At 56.0% G+C, this 17,278-nt stretch carries 19 protein-coding genes and 1 pseudogene; 14 read left to right on the forward strand and 6 right to left on the reverse strand.

Annotated features, from left to right (window positions below):
- Window positions 1-49 precede the first annotated feature (49 nt).
- A complete protein-coding gene (locus tag IEX40_RS01970) occupies window positions 50-739 on the forward strand; it encodes a GntR family transcriptional regulator (protein ID WP_188745421.1) in 690 nt (229 codons plus the stop codon).
- Window positions 740-901: 162 nt separating this feature from the next.
- On the opposite strand, the gene uraH is transcribed toward IEX40_RS01970, so the two are convergent.
- Window positions 902-1,258, reverse strand: a complete 357-nt coding sequence (gene uraH / locus IEX40_RS01975; RefSeq protein WP_188745422.1) for a hydroxyisourate hydrolase — start codon at window positions 1,256-1,258, stop codon at window positions 902-904.
- Window positions 1,259-1,605: 347 nt separating this feature from the next.
- Between uraH and puuE the strand changes: the two genes are divergently transcribed.
- The 13 genes and pseudogenes from puuE to IEX40_RS02040 all read left to right on the forward strand — a co-directional run bounded on the left by puuE (window position 1,606) and on the right by IEX40_RS02040 (window position 12,442).
- Complete coding sequence (puuE, locus tag IEX40_RS01980) at window positions 1,606-2,544, forward strand: allantoinase PuuE (protein WP_188745423.1); 939 nt, start codon at window positions 1,606-1,608, stop codon at window positions 2,542-2,544.
- The gene (uraD, locus tag IEX40_RS01985; protein ID WP_188745424.1) at window positions 2,541-3,074 is read left to right on the forward strand and encodes a 2-oxo-4-hydroxy-4-carboxy-5-ureidoimidazoline decarboxylase; all 534 of its coding nucleotides are present in this window, start codon (window positions 2,541-2,543) and stop codon (window positions 3,072-3,074) included. The genes puuE and uraD overlap by 4 nt, the downstream gene beginning before the upstream one ends.
- Before the next feature lie 73 nt (window positions 3,075-3,147).
- Window positions 3,148-4,137, forward strand: a complete 990-nt coding sequence (alc, locus tag IEX40_RS01990; protein ID WP_188745425.1) for an allantoicase — start codon at window positions 3,148-3,150, stop codon at window positions 4,135-4,137.
- A 12-nt stretch (window positions 4,138-4,149) separates the two neighbouring features.
- On the forward strand, window positions 4,150-4,650 hold the full coding sequence (locus tag IEX40_RS01995) for an ureidoglycolate lyase (protein ID WP_188745426.1): 501 nt from the start codon (window positions 4,150-4,152) through the stop codon (window positions 4,648-4,650).
- A 117-nt stretch (window positions 4,651-4,767) separates the two neighbouring features.
- Window positions 4,768-5,946: a urate hydroxylase PuuD gene (locus IEX40_RS02000; RefSeq protein ID WP_188745427.1), complete on the forward strand. Its 1,179-nt coding sequence runs from the start codon at window positions 4,768-4,770 to the stop codon at window positions 5,944-5,946.
- A 161-nt stretch (window positions 5,947-6,107) separates the two neighbouring features.
- A complete protein-coding gene (locus IEX40_RS02005) occupies window positions 6,108-6,737 on the forward strand; it encodes a TetR/AcrR family transcriptional regulator (RefSeq protein ID WP_188745428.1) in 630 nt (209 codons plus the stop codon).
- 93 nt (window positions 6,738-6,830) lie between these two features.
- Window positions 6,831-8,384 (forward strand): phytoene desaturase family protein, encoded by a 1,554-nt coding sequence (locus tag IEX40_RS02010; protein ID WP_188745429.1) that lies wholly within the window; start codon window positions 6,831-6,833, stop codon window positions 8,382-8,384.
- 10 nt (window positions 8,385-8,394) lie between these two features.
- A pseudogene (locus IEX40_RS22230) lies at window positions 8,395-8,451 on the forward strand (TetR family transcriptional regulator C-terminal domain-containing protein); the annotation flags it as partial.
- Between the two features lie 497 nt (window positions 8,452-8,948).
- A complete protein-coding gene (locus IEX40_RS02020; RefSeq protein ID WP_188745430.1) occupies window positions 8,949-9,968 on the forward strand; it encodes a DUF6161 domain-containing protein in 1,020 nt (339 codons plus the stop codon).
- A 24-nt stretch (window positions 9,969-9,992) separates the two neighbouring features.
- Window positions 9,993-10,883: a TIR domain-containing protein gene (locus tag IEX40_RS02025; protein ID WP_188745431.1), complete on the forward strand. Its 891-nt coding sequence runs from the start codon at window positions 9,993-9,995 to the stop codon at window positions 10,881-10,883.
- A gap of 110 nt (window positions 10,884-10,993) precedes the next feature.
- Window positions 10,994-11,392 carry a hypothetical protein gene (locus tag IEX40_RS02030; protein WP_188745432.1) on the forward strand — a complete coding sequence of 133 codons (399 nt, stop codon included), beginning with the start codon at window positions 10,994-10,996 and terminating at the stop codon, window positions 11,390-11,392.
- 84 nt (window positions 11,393-11,476) lie between these two features.
- Window positions 11,477-12,007 (forward strand): hypothetical protein, encoded by a 531-nt coding sequence (locus tag IEX40_RS02035; RefSeq protein WP_229680481.1) that lies wholly within the window; start codon window positions 11,477-11,479, stop codon window positions 12,005-12,007.
- A 108-nt stretch (window positions 12,008-12,115) separates the two neighbouring features.
- Window positions 12,116-12,442 carry a low molecular weight protein tyrosine phosphatase family protein gene (locus IEX40_RS02040; protein WP_188745433.1) on the forward strand — a complete coding sequence of 109 codons (327 nt, stop codon included), beginning with the start codon at window positions 12,116-12,118 and terminating at the stop codon, window positions 12,440-12,442.
- A 131-nt stretch (window positions 12,443-12,573) separates the two neighbouring features.
- Here IEX40_RS02040 and IEX40_RS02045 read toward each other — a convergent pair whose 3' ends face one another.
- The 5 genes from IEX40_RS02045 to bhcB all read right to left on the reverse strand — a co-directional run bounded on the left by IEX40_RS02045 (window position 12,574) and on the right by bhcB (window position 17,257).
- Entirely contained in the window at window positions 12,574-13,011 is a 438-nt protein-coding gene (locus IEX40_RS02045; protein ID WP_188745434.1) for a GlcG/HbpS family heme-binding protein, read from the reverse strand.
- A 101-nt stretch (window positions 13,012-13,112) separates the two neighbouring features.
- A complete protein-coding gene (locus IEX40_RS02050) occupies window positions 13,113-13,961 on the reverse strand; it encodes an isocitrate lyase/PEP mutase family protein (RefSeq protein ID WP_188745435.1) in 849 nt (282 codons plus the stop codon).
- Between the two features lie 72 nt (window positions 13,962-14,033).
- Window positions 14,034-15,053, reverse strand: coding sequence for an iminosuccinate reductase BhcD (gene bhcD / locus IEX40_RS02055; protein WP_188745436.1), 1,020 nt, complete (start codon window positions 15,051-15,053; stop codon window positions 14,034-14,036).
- A 53-nt stretch (window positions 15,054-15,106) separates the two neighbouring features.
- Window positions 15,107-16,270: a 3-hydroxy-D-aspartate aldolase BhcC gene (gene bhcC / locus IEX40_RS02060; RefSeq protein ID WP_229680482.1), complete on the reverse strand. Its 1,164-nt coding sequence runs from the start codon at window positions 16,268-16,270 to the stop codon at window positions 15,107-15,109.
- A gap of 36 nt (window positions 16,271-16,306) precedes the next feature.
- A complete protein-coding gene (gene bhcB / locus IEX40_RS02065; RefSeq protein WP_229680484.1) occupies window positions 16,307-17,257 on the reverse strand; it encodes a beta-hydroxyaspartate dehydratase BhcB in 951 nt (316 codons plus the stop codon).
- Window positions 17,258-17,278 lie beyond the last annotated feature (21 nt).

Consider the following 17,278-nt stretch of genomic DNA (forward strand, 5'->3'; position numbering starts at 1 on the left):
ATAACCATATCTATTGGAATATCGATAAATTTGTTCATACGGGCGATAAATGGCGAAGCGAGCAATCAAAGAGTTCGAAGAACTCGGTCACAATACACTGACCACATCGGTCTTTGAGCGGTTACGCAGCGATATACTCGAAGGCGTGTTCTCGCCAAACGAGAAGCTGCGGGTCGAGGCTCTGCGCAGGCGCTACGACGTCGGAGCCAGCCCAATTCGGGAGGCCCTTAACCGTTTAGCCGCGCTGAGACTCGTAGAGCAGACGGATCAAAGGGGCTTTCGCGTTACCGAGCTCACCAAGGAAGATATTCAGGAGCTGGCCGTCACACGATGCTGGATCAGCGAGATCGCCATTCGCGAGGCGATTGCCCACGGTGATAAAGAGTGGGAGGAAGCGATCGCGCTGGCCTACTATCGACTCTGGCGTCATCCGGTCGATCCGGTGAAAGACGGCCCCGATCGTGATTGGGAGGTGCTACACCGGGAGTTCCATTCAGCCTTGATCTCCGCCTGCCCTTCACGCTGGATCCGTGATTTTCACGAGCAGCTTTTCGACTATGCGGATCGACATCGCCACCTTGCGAACAAGGCGGGACACCCACGTCAGGATCCGGCCGAGGAGCACAAAGCGATCATGGAAGCGGTAGTCACGCGAAATACCGAACTCGCCATCAAACTGCTGAACCAGCATTTCACGTTGACCAGCGAACTGGCAGAAGAGGCCTCACTGGCCTCATAGGGAGATACGGACAGATCCGCTCGGACAAGTCATCAGCCCTATATCGGAGAGATATTGTCCCTTCCAGCGCAAGCCCCTCAATTTCAAGACAGTCTGCGAAGAGCCCACAAAAAACCGCCGGGTGGAGTGCCCGGCGGCTTTGTCATTTGATCGGTCTATATGTCAGCTACCGCGATAGGTGGAGTAGCTGTAGGGCGAGATCAGCAGCGGCACATGGTAGTGCTCGGCTTCGTCGGCGATGCCGAAGCGCAGCACCACGTTATCCAGAAACGCAGGCTCCGGCAGCTCGACACCACGGCGGCGGTAGTAGTCGCCGACACTGAATTCCAGCTCGTACACGCCCTTTCTGAAATCCTCACCCTCCAGCACTGGCTGATCGCAGCGTCCGTCGTCGTTGGTCAGTGTGCGCTTGATCAGCTCACGGCTCTGATCGCTGCCAATACGGTAGAGCGCCACCGGTATGTTCTGGCCGGGACAGCCATGAGCCGAGTCCAGCACATGAGTCGTCAGATAGCCCATAGGTCAAAAATCCTCTGTTTCTTTTTCTGTTCAGCCAGAACTGCTCAAGCACTCTCCAGCCAGCTCGCTCCACTATAGAACAACCAACGCCAAAAAAACAAGAATAAAGAATTATTGTATACACTTTACGATATCACTCTGTGAAACCCGGTATATCAGGCGGTTTCGCCCCCAAGCATTGGCGTGAGAACTGCTATATTAGAAGCAGGCGTACAATTTTTTTGACCCAATAGACAGCTTCCTACTTGCAAGATTTAGAATTCATTGTATACAATCATTGCATACCAGTTTGAATTATCCCGTCTGAGCTGCCATACCATCAGTTCAGCCTAATAAGGAGTCGAGCCGTGAGTAACGACTATCCACGCGACCTGATCGGATACGGCCAGAACCCACCGCACCCACAGTGGCCGGGCCAGGCCCGTATCGCTGTCTCTTTTGTACTGAACTACGAAGAGGGCGGCGAGCGCTGCATCCTCCACGGTGACAAGGAGTCGGAAGCCTTCCTGTCCGAGATGCCGGGCGCCCAGGCCCTGCCGGGTGTGCGCCACATGAGCATGGAGTCCTGCTATGAATATGGCAGCCGCGCCGGTGTCTGGCGCCTGCTGCGCCTGTTCAAGAAACACGATATCCCGCTGACTATCTTTGCCGTCGCCATGGCGGTCGAGCGCCACCCCGAGGTCGCCAGGGCGATGGTCGAAGCCGGCCATGAGATCTGCAGCCACGGCTACCGCTGGATCGACTATCAGTACACCGATGAGTCGGAAGAGCGCGATCACCTGGTTCGCGCCATCGAGATCATCCAGCGCGTGACCGGTGAGCGCCCGCTGGGCTGGTACACCGGCCGCACCGGCCCCAACACCCGTAATCTGGTGATGGAGGAAGGCGGCTTCATGTACGACTCCGACGCCTATGACGATGACCTGCCCTACTGGGTAAACAACGAAGGCAAGGGCCACCTGGTGATCCCCTACACCCTCGATGTCAACGACATGCGCTTTGCCACGGCGCAGGGCTTCAACAGCGGCGAGCAGTTCTACCAGTACCTGAAGGACAGCTTCGACACCCTGTATGCCGAAGGCGCGGAAGCACCGAAGATGATGTCGATCGGTCTGCACTGCCGTCTGGTCGGTCGTCCGGGCCGCATCGCCGCGCTGGAGCGTTTCCTCGAGTACGCCCGCAGCCACGAGCAGGTCTGGTTCTGCCGCCGCATCGAGATCGCCAAACACTGGCACGAACACCACCCCTACAACCCGGAGAGCCAGTCAGGAGAGAGCCAGCAATGAGCGACGCGAAGTTTCAGAGCTGCACCCCCAGCCAGATGAGCCGAGAGCAGTTTGTCAGCCAGTTCGGCGATATCTACGAGCACTCCGCCTGGGTCGCCGAGCAGGCCTACGATCAGGCGTTCGCTGAGGGCACGGCCGAAGAGATCGACCAGATCGACGCGCTGCAGCAGCGCATGGCCGGCATCCTGCTGCGCGCCGATCAGCAGGCCCAGCTCGACCTGATCAACGCACACCCGGACTTGGCCGGCAAGGCCGCCATCGCCGGCGAGCTGACCGCCTCCTCCACCGCCGAACAGGCGGGTGCCGGTATCAGTGAGTGTACCGCCGAAGAGTTTGCCCGCTTTACCGAGCTGAACAACGCCTACAAAGCCAAGTTCGGTTTCCCGTTCATCATGGCGGTCAAGGGCAGCAACCGGCACCAGATCCTGGCCGCATTCGAAGAGCGAATTCATAACACGCCAGAGCAGGAGTTCGACCGCGCGCTACAGGAGATCAACAAGATCGCCCGCTTCCGCTTGGAAGCGATGTAGTGCTTGAAACTGTTCTGTCTGGATACCCCATAAACCGCATTGGCGAATTAAGCGCCAGGTAAGGTAGAAAATAATGAGCAACCCAACATTCCTGAAATATATCAACCTGGCCGACGCCCGCCTCGGCACCAAGTCGATCTTCGTTACCGACGACTGGTTCGCCGCCGTGGACCGCATGCTGCAGCCCGAAGCCCCGGTGTGGAAAGAGGGAGTGTTCGATGACAACGGCAAGTGGATGGACGGTTGGGAGTCGCGCCGCAAGCGTTTCGAAGGCTACGACTACACCATCATCCGTCTTGGCGTACCCGGCGTGATCAAGGGCGTCGATATCGACACCTCCTTCTTCACCGGTAACTTCCCGCCCTCCGCCTCGCTGGAAGCCTGCTACAGCCCGGACGGCGATCCGGCCGACAACGCCGAGTGGACCGAGCTGCTGGGTGCCGTCAGCCTGAAGGGCGACAGTCAGCACCTGCACGCGATCGACGACGACCGTCCCTGGACTCATATCCGCTTCAACATCTACCCGGATGGCGGTGTCGCGCGCCTGCGCGTGTACGGCATCCCCTACCTGGACTGGTCCAAGGTCGGCAGCGAGCAGGAGATCGACCTGGCCGCATCGCTCAACGGCGGTCGCGCCCTCTCCTGCAGCGACGAGCACTTCGGCAAGAAGGGCAACATCCTCAACCCGGGCCGCGCCATCAACATGGGTGATGGCTGGGAAACCGCCCGTCGCCGTACCCCGGGTAACGACTGGGTGATCGTCGCCCTGGGCCACCCGGGTGAGGTCAGCCGCATCGTCGTCGACACCCTGCACTTCAAGGGTAACTATCCGGACAGCTGCTCGATCCAGGCAGCCTACGTCAAGGGCGGCACCGACGAACAGATCGAGACCCAGAGCCTGTTCTGGAAAGAGATGCTGCCGGCGCAGAAGCTGGAGATGCACCAGGAGCATGAGTTCACCGAGCAGATCAACAGCATCGGCCCAATCACCCATGTCCGCATCAACATCTTCCCGGACGGAGGCATCAGCCGACTGCGCCTGTTCGGCAAGGTAACGGACTGATCGGAGCACGCCATGTTGATCATTCGACCGGAACCTCTGACCGCCGAGGCGTTCGCCCCCTTCGGCGATGTGATCGAGACCCGAGATCGTGATTTTTTCATGATCAATAACGGCTCGACCCAGCGCTTTCACCGCCTCGCCGAAGTGATGCTCGGCAAGGCGGGCGACCGCGGCATCATCAGCATCTTCAGGGCCAGGCATACGCCGATGCCACTGCAGGTGCGGATGCTGGAGCGCCACCCGCTGGGCAGCCAGGCGTTTATCCCGCTGAAGCAGAACCCATTTCTGGTGCTGGTCGCACCGGCAGGTGACGAGCCGGATCCGGCCGCGATCCGGGCGTTTATCACCGACGGCAGCCAGGGGGTCAACTACCACACCGGCGTCTGGCACCACCCGGTGCTCAGCTGCGTCGAGGAGGATGACTTCCTGGTCGTCGACCGTGAAGGCGAAGGCAACAACTGCGACGAATACTTTTTCAACAACGAAACCGAGATCCTGCTGCAGACCCCGTAAGGCTCAGGCGTAACACCACGCCCGCAAATCTAAGGCGCGTCGTAGGACTACATCCATAAAAATAAGCGTTGGCCTCAGGCGAGATCACCAAGGCCAACCCACTATGAGGAGTAGACAATGGATCCCCATATCACAGAATGGCTCAACCTGGCCGTACGCTGGGTACACATGATTACCGGTATCGCCTGGATTGGCGCATCGTTCTATTTTGTCTGGCTGGAAAACCACCTGGACCGCCGCAATCCGCGCGAGGGCCTGTCCGGTGACCTCTGGGCCATTCATGGTGGCGGTATCTACCACCTGGAGAAGTACAAGCTGGCGCCGCCGAAAATGCCGGAGACGCTGCACTGGTTCAAATGGGAGGCCTACGCCACCTTCCTGTCCGGCTTCGTGCTGCTGGCGGTGGTGTATTACCTCAACGCCCAGCTCTACCTGGTGGCGCCGGGTTCCGACCTCAGCTCAGCCGCCGCCATCGCCATCGGCGTGGGCAGCCTGGTGGTCGGCTGGCTGGTCTACACCGGCCTGTGCGAATCGCCGCTGGGTAAGACCCCTGCCCTGCTCGGTCTGGTGCTGTTCGCGCTGCTGGTGTTCGCCGCCTGGGGCCTGTCGCAGGTGTTCAGCGGTCGCGGTGCATTTATCCATGTCGGCGCCATCATCGGCACCATCATGGTCGGTAACGTGTTCCGCGTGATCATGCCCGCCCAGCGTGCACTGGTGAAAGCGATCGAAGAGGGGCGTGAGCCGGATCCGGTACTGCCGGCGAAGGGCCTGCTGCGCTCACGCCACAACAACTACTTCACGCTGCCGGTGCTGTTCATCATGATCAGCAACCACTTCCCGAGCACCTACGGCGCCGAGTTCAACTGGGCGGTACTGGCGGGCCTCGCGGCGCTGAGCGTACTGGTGCGCCACTACTTCAACACCCGCCACGAAAGCCAGAAGTTCGCCTGGACCCTGCCCGCCGCGGCACTGGGCATGGTCACCCTGGCCTTCGTCGTCGCACCGCAAAAAGCGGTACAGAGCGAGCATCAGCAGGTAAGTTTTGCAGAGGTATCCCAGGTGATCAGCGAGCGTTGCACCGTGTGCCACTCATCCAGCCCAAGCTATGCCGGTTTCAGCACCGCACCGGCCGGCGTGATGTTCGACGATGCGCAGCAGATCAAGACCCAGGCACCGAAGATTCTGTCCCAGGCGATCACCACCCAGAGCATGCCGCTGGGCAACATCACGCAGATGACCCAGGCCGAACGCGACCTGGTCGGTATGTGGATCGCCAACGGCGCCCGTATCGACTAACCTCCCCCTGGATTTAGCCCTGCCGTTCCCGCAGGGCTTTTTTTATTCGTACGGCCCCATCCCCCAACCTGTAACCTCCGCTTGAGGCGGGATTTCCTCGGGTGATACCATTGGCGGCATCTTAACTCCGCGGTCAACAATAACAGGAGTCTGCGAAATCGATGTCCAGAATCAGGGAGCACAACCGGGAGCTGATTATCCAGGCTGCCAGTGAAATCTTTGCCGACCAGGGCTACGCCGCCACCAAGATCATCGAGATCGCCAACCGCGCCGGCCTGCCCAAGCCCAACGTCTACTACTACTTCAAGAGCAAAGAGAACCTGTACCGCAGCGTCATCGAGAGCGTTATCGACCCCCTGCTGCAGGCCGCACAACCCTTCTACGAAGATGACGACCCGGCCACCGTGCTGGAGCAGTACATCATCGCCAAGATCAAGGTCTCCCAGCAGCACCCCCACGCCTCCAAGGTGTTCGCCAGCGAGATCATGCACGGCGCCCCGCACCTGCCGGAGGATATCGCCGAGAAGATGATGGAGCAGACCATCCAGAGCAGTAACAAGATCCAGTCCTGGGTCGATCGCGGCCTGATGGACAGGGTCGATCCCCACCACCTGCTGTTCACCATCTGGGCCGCCACCCAGACCTACGCCGACTTCGACTGGCAGATCTCCCGCGTCACCGGCAAGGACAACCTGTCACAGCAGGATTACGACACCGCCGCGCAGCAGTTGACCCAGCTGATACTGAAAGGCTGTGGGGTGCAGACGTCAAAGGCAGCGAAAGCCGGTTAACAACAGAAAACATCCCTAGTGATCCGTCAACCTGAAATCGGATCAGTTGCTGCTACCCTTAACTGACATACGAAGAACAAGAGAGACCTTCGGATGACAGCTAAATCGCCAGCAGACGCGTTCGATGTCATTGTGATCGGGTCCGGTATGGGCGGAATGACGACGGCCGCCGCACTTTCCCGCCTGGATCACAAAGTTTTGCTGCTTGAGCAAGCACCGACGATTGGTGGACTGACACATGCGTTCACCCGCAAGGGTTTCACCTGGGACGTCGGCCTGCATTATTGCGGTCTGTTCGGCCACGACCAATTTGGCGGCCGGATTCTGGACTGGCTCAGCGGCGGAACGATTGAGTTCCGTTCGGTCGGGACTATCTATGACACCCTGCACTTTCCCGATGGGTTCGAGATCTCCGTAGGACGCCCGGTCGAGGCCTACAAGATGGAACTCAAGGACCGCTTTCCCGACAATGCCGCCGAAATCGACGCCTACTTCGAGGCGTTGCTGTCGGCGGAGGAAGCTTGCCACATGGTGGGTGCCGAGCGTGCGATGCCCGAGTTGTTCCGTTCCGCGCATTACTGGTGGAACAAAAGGAAGATCCAGCGCTGGTGTGGTCGTACGACTGATGAAGTGATCACGGAACTGATCAGCGACCCAAAACTCGCCGCGGTGTTGTCGGCACAGTGGGGTACCTATGGCGGCAAACCGAAAGAAGCGAGTTTCGCCTTTCATGCCACAGTCATTAACCACTATCTCGAAGGCGCGGCCTACCCCGTGGGTGGCGCAGCAACCATCGCCAGGAGCCTTGTGCCCGTGATCGAGGCGGCGGGTGGCAGCGCTCAAGCCGCAACGCCGGTCAGCGAGATACTGCTTGAAGACGGCAGGGCCGTGGGCGTGCGCACCGGATCTGGCGACGAGTTCAAAGCCCCCTTCATCGTGTCAGCGATCGGCGCCGGCGAAACCGTGAAGCACCTGCTCCCAGAGGCAGTTCGCGAACAGCACTGGGCGCGCGAGATAGCCACGTTCAAGCCCTCTATCTGCCACTTCGCGCTCTTTATCGGCTTCGAGGGCGACATCGCCGGGTACGGCGCAACGCGCTCAAACCAATGGTTTTATGAAAGCTGGGATACCAGTGACGCCATATGGAAGGCGGCAGACAACGAGCAGATTCCGATGATGTTCGTCTCGTTTCCCTCCCTCAAGGATCCTGCTCATGAGCCCGGTCCATCGAACAAGCACACCGGCGAAATTCTGGTTTGGGCCGATTGGTCGTCGGTGGCGAAATTTGCGGCTGCTGGTAATGAGGAGCGTGCCGACGAGTGGGCAGCATTCAAACAGGGTATCGCGTCCAGGATATTGGCGTACTTTGAACAGAAGTTTCCGACATTGGCGCCGCTTATCGTCTATCACGAACTTGGCACTCCACTCGAAACCGTCGCTTTCACCGGCCACGAAAAGGGCGGAATCTATGGCGTTGAAACGACCCCGCGCCGCATCCTCTCAGATGCACTCAATGCCCATACACCGGTTCCCGGTCTGTTCCTATCGGGCCAGGACGTTATGAGCCCCGGAATCGCCGGAGCGCTTTCGGGCGGTATGTTCGGCGCTGCGGCGATCGATCCACGAATCTTCCAGAAACTTAGATAAGTAGAATGGCGCCTCTACCCAGACCTACGCCGACTTCGACTGGCAGATCTCCCGCGTCACCGGCTAGGAGAAGATGTCGCAGAGCGATTACGACACCGCCACCCAACAGTTAACCCAGCTGATCCTGACCTTTCCCCTCAATCAGCCTTTTGAATCTTGTGCCTTTGCGCAAAGCGTAGCAAACTGTCTCAAACGTCATACAGGCAGTAGACGTAGCGCTAGCTCGCATAGGATCCAAAGGGACTGATTGATGGATGTACGCACCTCACTTCGGCCGTTGGCGGCTCATCCAAATTTTACCGATAGTTTTTCACTTGGCGGATGGCTGAGTCTGCGGCCTCGTGGCTGTATCAGGCACCTTTTCTGCGGGATTGTGGAGGGGAAAATACCCTTTGAGGGGATGCTTTAAATTATGAGCCATAAATTATTATTTAGAATCAATAAATTACGAATAACTTATAGTTTTTATCAGGTACAAAAGGGGTTTACTCCCTAATAATTATTATGGGGCCGAAAGGCCCCATAAATAGGCTGTTAAATGTCTTATCCAAGTAAGGAGTGAAAATGAGTCAATTGGAAGAAACACAAGAATCGCTTTCTCGGATGCAGGCATTTGACCCAAAAAGTCTTGCTAGGGAGGAAGAGCTTGGCCGGAACTTTGATTTTTCCGCTATTGTAGCTCCTGCGGCAAAATTAATACGCCTCTATAACCAACTCGGATTATCAACACTTGATGACTTTCCTGACCCAATTCTCGTACAGATAAAGCAGCAAGCTGACGCAGACTTTAATAGATTTCAGCAGGTGATTGACTTTGATCCAACGACAGTTCAAAACCAGAACCCAACACAGCCTAGGGATCAGTTGATTCAGCAAGTTACGGCTGCCTACGATCCCGCGTTCCAAAAATTGTTTCCTTTTATTTCATATGGCACAAGTAAGGCTGTTGATTTCCAAAGAATGGAAAATGAAGCACGTGCAATGCTTCAAAATGTAAGGGATGAGGCTTCAGAAATAACAGAGCAACTAAATGAGCACCAAGAGCAGGCTCAAGGTGTCTTAGCCGATGTCAGAAGGGTAGCTGCCGAGCAAGGTGTTTCACAGCAGGCTATCTACTTCAAAGAAGAAGCAGAGGCGCATGAAGCTCTTGCCGAAACATGGCGTCAGAGAACCATTAAACTAGCTTGGAGCTTGGGTGGATACGCCTTCATCAGTATTTTCTTCCATAAATGGGCATGGCTACAGCCGGAAGATACAATTCAATCTGTCCAGCTTGTCACCAGTAAAATTCTTATATTTGGTGTTATATCTTACATGCTATTTCTGTCCGCGAAGAATTTCCTGTCACATAAACACAGCGCGATAATTAATAAGCACAGGCAAAATGCGTTAATGACGTATACGGCAATTACCGACTCCGCTTCAACAGAAGAAAGTAAGGACATCGTTCTTAATCATGCATCCGCGTGTATTTTTTCACCCCAAGATACAGGCTTTATTAAATCTGAGTCTTCGCAATCTACTAGCACAAGATCAATTGTTGAGCTTTTGCCAAAAACTTCGATGAAGCTGGATTCACAGTAGTCATTTAACAAGCAAAGCCAGCAGATGCTACGCACCGCTGCTTTGAGCGTTAGTGAAACAAAACATAATGGAGTAACTATGTACTTCCATGTCGTAATAAACTCAAAAACAAAAAAATCTGTTGAAATATATAAAAACGATTTATCAGAGGAGCAACTAATCCAAGGTTTCGTGGAACCATATGAAACTGATGAACATATCATGGTTCAAGGAAGAGCAGTACCGCCCTCTGACATTGAAAAGATATCAATTTACAAATCACAAAAGAGCTCAAAAGAGCTTATACAAGCGATAAAATATCGGGATAGCAGCAGTAGTGTACTGTTTTTAGGTGGTCCATCATATGGTCTACAAGCAGCAACAGAAGGAGAGAATGTTTCCGACGAATATATCAAGGGACCACCTGGATATAAAAAGCAGAAAAAACAGATTCAAACATCTAAACAGAAATCGAAAAATCAACTAAACAACGTTTTTGTTGTTCATGGACATGACGATGCTTTCAAAAACGATTGTGAGTCATTTTTACACGGGATCGGTATTAAACCCATAGTTCTTCATAGACAGACAGACGAAGGATTAACTGTAATCGAGAAATTTGAAAAGCATTCAGAAGTTGCATTCGCTATTGTATTATTGTCTCCAGACGACCTTTGTCTTCCAAAAGATGATTTGGAAAAAACTGATGATCAACGAGATTATAATTTCAGAGCAAGGCAAAATGTCATTTTTGAACTAGGATATTTTATTGGAAAGCTCGGCAGATCCAATGTTGTATGCCTATACAAAGAAGGTGTAGAAATACCTTCTGACCTTTCTGGTTTTATTTATAAAAAAGTGCAAGATGATATCGAGCAAGTAGGTTTCTCCCTAATCAAGGAACTAAAAGCAGCAGGTCTGAAAGTGAATTTATAATTACTAACAATTGCATACACCCAACTTTGCTCGCCGTTTCGTTCGTTACACTCTGGGCAAAGTGGGTGATGCAGGCGTTATACATTATTCGTAACGAGAGGAGAAGTCTAATGCCAGCGACAGAAATTAGCCTGATGTTGAGAGCGATTGACTACGCAATAGACTTGCTCCGAGAAAGATCAGCTCGCTCAGAGAAGGAACAATTGCTACAGCGTAAATTTGTCGAATCCTTCCGAGAGGCGCTAATACAAACGAAAGCATATATGGCAGATAGAAGAGACAATTTACCCAGCGCAACTAGGGATAGAGAGCTACAACTTTCGCAAGCTTGGAATCAGGTTGGGTTGTGTGGCCGCGATCTTGAACCCGACGGTGATTTCTACGAAGTGTATTTCAAAAAGTCTGATTTTTGGTCAGACCCTCGAGCTTGGGATCTTTCGAATGACAAGAACCTCGATATTAGCTTAGAAAAAGCTGAATTCGCTGCTAATAAGTATTTAGGAAGTTAAATAATGAATAATAGCCTGTTAGGCATCACAGCAACTTATTAAACCGGCGGCAATTTAGATCAGACGATCGTCGCCGCAGGCCGCATGAATGTTGAGCCTTTAGCCGACAGGAAATGCCGCCGGGTTAATAACCTAGAAGGAAACAATGAAAATATGACAGAATTTTTAATGGGCATTCTCTCTAGTATCGTAGCTACAGCTTTGATTACCGCTGTAGTTAAGTGGGGTTGGCCAAGTTTTAAAGACAAATGCCTTTATAACGGAGTTAGGATAGCAGGCACATGGGATATTACTGAAGTACGGAATAGCAAGAATGTCAAAGTAGGTAGAATCGAGTTAAAGCAGCAGGGGCGCATTATAACCGGCACTAGCACCCGAACAAAAACACGTGACGGGAAAAAGTCGGAACGAAATTTTCAATATCATGGTTCTATTAGTGGTCATCAGGTAACCTTAACTTTCGAGGACGCTAAAGGGGTTGGCTTTGATACTGGAACCTATGTTTTTATAGTTCAAAACGATAGTAAAACGATGGTGGGTATGGCTACCTTCCATGGCAAAACAGAAAATAAAATCGTCTCTGAGCCACGAACCTTGATCAAGGCGGTGTCTTAAAATGTCTAACAATAGCCTGATGTACGCCGCTATCGCGGCTGAGACCACCACTTCGCTGGCGCTACGTTCCGGCCCCATAGGCAAGCGTTTGCGTGTCAGAGAGTACCGATGAACTTACTATTCGTATGTAGCGAAAATAGATTAAGAAGCCCAACCGGAGAAGAGGTTTTCTCCGCTTATGAGGGCATTAATGCCATTGGGGCTGGTACCAACAATGACGCGGATACTCCGGTGAGCGGTGATCTTATTGAGTGGGCAGATATCATCTTCGTTATGGAGAATAAGCATCGCAATAAGATATCGAAAAAGTATAAGGATCTATTAAAGGGTAAAAAGCTAGTGTGCCTTGATATACCCGACAACTATGATCGCATGGACCCCGTATTGGTCCGCTTGTTGGAAAGCAAGGTTTCCAAGCATGTCCGCCTTACGTAAGCCACTGATAAAGTGGCCATCCCCTCCTTCAATATAATCAAGCCACCTTCCCGTAAATCCTAAATCAACTAATAAATAAGCCCCCATCTCTGGAGGCTTATTTTCTATCCGAGCCTTATTTCTTACAGACTCTATAGCTCCCCCGCATCCGCAACCAACCCCGCCGCCTCAATCCCAAACACAGCACACTGCTCATCAACATCCGACAGATCGCCGCTGATCCCTACCGCGCCGATAATCTCGTTGTCGCTGTTACGGATCAGTACACCACCGGGCACCGGCACGATCTTGCCCTGTGCCAGGGTATTTAACGCGGAGATAAATGCCGGGCGGTTTTGTGCGTCCTCGCCCAGGGCGCGGGAGGATTTGCCCATGGCGACAGCGCCCCAGGCTTTGCCGATGGCGACGTCCGGGCGGATAATGCTGGCGCCATCCTGGCGCTGCAGCGAGATCAGCGTGCCGCCGGCGTCCAGTATCGCCACGGTTAACGGTGCAGTGTTGAGTTCAAGGCTTTTGCCGAATGCGGCGCGGGTGATGGTGATCGAGCTTTCCAGATCGAGTTTGCCCATTTTCCACTCTCCTCTAAGAGATTAATTGTATTTATTTGAAGCTAGAGTTCGGTTTTAAACGGTAAAACGGAACGCGAATTCGTTTATTGGAGATGGCGCAATCAAGCTGGATCTAAGTAATCCGTACTCAAGGCGTTGAACTGCTGCTGACGGGCGAAACGTCCGATCAGTTGCTTGGCATTGTGATCGCAGTCGATATCGCTGCCGGTATGGAGCTGAAGCAGCGACCGGTAGACCGCCTTGACCCCTTCTTCGTAGGCGCGGTGGCCGTTGAAGTGGATCCGCACGCCCCGCTGGCTCAGTTCGTCGATGCTCAGCTCTGACTTGGCGTAGTCGATCAGCATCAGCGGCAGGTCGGTCACATTACTCAGCAGCTCCAGCAGCGCTTCGGATGTGTGGCCGAAGAGGCAGATACCGTCGACACCGGTGCGACTGTAGGCAGCCACACGCTTCACTATCTGCTCGTAGGGTTGCTGGGCGTGGGTGCGGGCGAATATTGCCATGCCGCTCTCTCGACGCGCGCTGAGCGCGGCGTGCAGTTTGCTGCACCCCTCTTCGATGCTGCTCAGGTTCAGCTCCGGCTGTTTGTAGCGCCTGGGGATAACTGTGTCTTCGATGGTGATGACGGCGGCACCGGCGTGTTCGAGTTCGGTGACCGTGCGCATCACGTTGAGGGCGTTGCCGTAGCCGTTATCGCCATCGACGATCACCGGCAGGTTGGAGGCCTGACACACGCGGCGCGCCTGGTCGGCCAGTTCGCTGAGGGTCAGCAGATAGATATCCGGCACGCCGAGGGCCATCAACGAGGTGACCGAGCCGCCGAGTATGCCGACCGAGAAGCCGATCTCCTGGGCCATGCGTGACGAGAGGGGATCGAAAACCGAGGCGCATCGTACGCACTGCCGAGTCTCCAGCAGTTCACGTAGACGCAGTCGTGCAGCAGAACTCATGATCGGTACCTGTTTTAATCGATGGTAAAGCGTCGGAAGTGCCCCCTCGCCAGGCGAGGGGGATGTGCGGTGTTACAGTGCGATCTGGGTGGCCAGACCTTGCTCGAGCGCCAGCTTGGCGGCAGCCGAAGCCACGGCGAGATCCTGCAGGCCCACGCCGGTGCCGTCGAACAGGGTGATCTCCTGGTCGTCACGACGGCCGGGATGGGTGCCGTTGATCACCTGGCCGATTGGCGTGATGTCGCTTTCGCTGATCAGCCCTGAGGCCACTGCATGCTGGGCTTCGCCGATGGAGATCGACTGAGCCACCTCATCGGTGAACACGCTCGCCGCCGCCAGCAGCTCAGGATCGACCTCCATCTTGCCCTTGGTGTCGGTGCCCATGCAGGCGATGTGAGTACCCGGCTTGATCCAATCCCTCATCTGCAGCGGTTCGAACGCCGAAGTGATGGTGATGATCACGTCCGCCTGCGCGCCCAACCGGTCCTGCTCGACCGCTTCGAACGGCACACGCAGTTCGTCGCACACCGCGGCCAGACGGCTCAGGTATTCCGGGTGCGGGTTCCACGCCACCACCTTTTCGAACTCACGCTGCTCAAGCGCGGCGCGCAGTTGGAAGGTGGACTGGTGCCCTGCTCCGACCATGCCCAGTACCTTGGCGTCCTTGCGGGCCAGGTAGGCGATGGACACGGCTGAGGCGGCGGCGGTGCGCACGGCGGTCAGGTAGTTGCCGCCAACCAGCGCTTTCAGGCGGCCGGTATCGGGGTCGAACAGGATCACCGTGGACTGGTGGTTGGTCAGGTTCTTTTGTACGTTGCCCGGCCAGTAACCGCCGGATTTGACGCCGAGGACCATGCCGGCGCGGTCGAAACCGGATTTGAAGCCGTACAGGGCATCGGCATGGCCGATCGCCTCACGCACCACCGGGAAGTTGTAGGCATCGCCGCGCGCCATGGCGCCGAATACGCTCTCGACCGCCTTGAACGCCTCGGGGCGGCCGACGATCTGTTCGCAGACCGCTTCGGATACGACCGAGACCAGGGTATCTCGCTCGGTTCCGTTTACACCTGCTGCATTAGCAAGAGTCGTCATTCAATCTCTCCTCTCGTGAAGGCCTGCTGCCCCTGAGGGCAGCAGGAGTGGGATCAGTACGCCTTACCGCGGGCGGATACCGGCCACAGGGTTTCGACCTTGCCGTTACGTACGCCGACGTAGTAGTCGTGTACGTTGCAGGTCGGGTCACAGTGGCCCGGCACCAGGCGCAGCTTGTCGTTCACCTTCAGCGCACCGTTCGGATCGGAGATCACGCCATGCTCGTCGGAGCACTTGATGTACTCCACATCGTCGCGGCCGAAGACAAACGGCAGACCGCTGTCCACTGACTGTGCCTTCAGACCGGCGTCGCAGATCGCCTTGTCGGTCTTGGCGTGGCTCATGACGCTGGTGAGGATAAACAGGGCGTTCTCCCACTCCCCCTGGTCGATACGCTTGCCGTCCCTGTCGAGAATGCGGCCGTAGTCGGCATCCATGAAGGCGTAGGAACCGCACTGCAGCTCGTTGTAGACCCCGGAGTTACTCTCGAAGTAGTAGGAGCCGGTGCCGCCGCCGGAGACCAGTTCCGGTTCCAGCCCCACCTCCTTGAGGCCATCCACGGCGGCCTTGACCTGGGCGATGGCGATATCCAGCTTCTCCTTGCGCGCCTCGTAGGTATCCAGGTGCTGCATGGCGCCCTGGTAGGCCTGGATGCCGGTGAACTTCAGGTTGGCGGCGGCGTCGATCGCCTGAGCGATCTGGACTACAGCCTCGGTGGTGGTGACGCCGCAACGGCCCGCGCCACAGTCGATCTCGACGAAGCACTCCAGCTCGGTACCGTGCTTCTGCGCGGCGGCCGACAGTTCGGCGACGTTGTCGATGTCATCGACGCAGACGATGGTGCGCGCACCCAGTTTCGGCAGTTGCGCCAGGCGGTCCAGTTTCAGCGGATCGCGGACCTGGTTGGAAACCAGGATGTCCTTGATGCCACCGCGGGCGAACACTTCTGCTTCGGAGACCTTCTGGCAGCAGACGCCGATGGCGCCGCCCAGTTCTTCCTGCAGCTTGGCCACATCCACCGACTTGTGCATCTTGCCGTGAACCCGGTGGCGCATGCCGTGGGCCTTGGCGTAGTCGCCCATCTTCTTGATGTTACGCTCCAGGGCATCCAGATCGAGGATCAGACAGGGGGTCTGGATATCGGCTTCATCCATGCCCGGTACGGCTGGAACGTCGTAGCCTACTTCGAGGTCGTGCAGATCAGTTTGTGCGTTCACTATTGTTCTCCTGTAGTTGGTCTACTTATCAGCCGTTCACTTGAGCCAGGGCAGTTTGTCGAGGTCCACGTTGCCGCCGGTGATGATCACGCCGACGCGCTTGCCGCGGAAAACCTCCGGGTTCTTCAGGATGGTCGCCAGCGGTACGGCGCTGCTCGGCTCCATCACGATCTTCATCCGCTTCCAGATCAGCTTCATGGCATCGACGATCTCCTCCTCGGTGGCGGTGAGGATGTCGGTGACATGGTTGCTGACGAAGTGCCAGGTCAGATCCTTCAGCGGCACCTTCAGGCCGTCGGCCACGGTCTCCGGCGCATCGTCGGCGATGATGTGGCCGGCACGGAAGGAGCGCGCGGCGTCATCCGCGTTGAGCGGCTCGGCAGCGTAGATCTTCACCTGCGGTGCGATGGTGGACAGGGTCAGGCAGGTGCCCGAGATCATGCCGCCACCGCCGATCGGTGCGATCACCGCGTCCAGGTTCTCCACCTGGGACAGCAGCTCCTTGGAGCAGGTCGCCTGGCCGGCGATAACGCGCGGATCGTTGTACGGGTGCACGAACTCGGCACCGGACTCGGCCACCACCTCGGCGAAGGTGGCTTCGCGTGAGCTGGTGGAGGGCTCGCACTCGACGATCTTGCCGCCGTAGCCGATCACCGCATCCTTCTTCGCCTGCGGCGCAGTACGCGGCATGACCACGGTGACCGGGATGCCGCGCTGGCCTGCCGCATAGGACAGGGACAGCGCGTGGTTACCGGAGGAGTGAGTGGCCACTCCGACCTTGGCCTGCTCTTCAGTCAGACCGAACACGGCGTTACAGGCGCCACGCACCTTGAACGCACCGGCCTTCTGGAAGTTCTCGCACTTGAAGAACAGCTCGGCGCCGGTCAGTTCGTTCAGGAACCGGGAGGTCAGCACCGGCGTTTCATGGATGTAGGGCTTGATCCGCTCATGGGCGATCAGTACATCGTCGTAAGTTGGAATCTTCATCGTTGTCTCGCTCACGGCATA

It is taken from the genome of Marinobacterium zhoushanense, from assembly GCF_014641945.1.
Classification (GTDB): Bacteria; Pseudomonadota; Gammaproteobacteria; order Pseudomonadales; family Balneatricaceae; genus Marinobacterium_D; species Marinobacterium_D zhoushanense.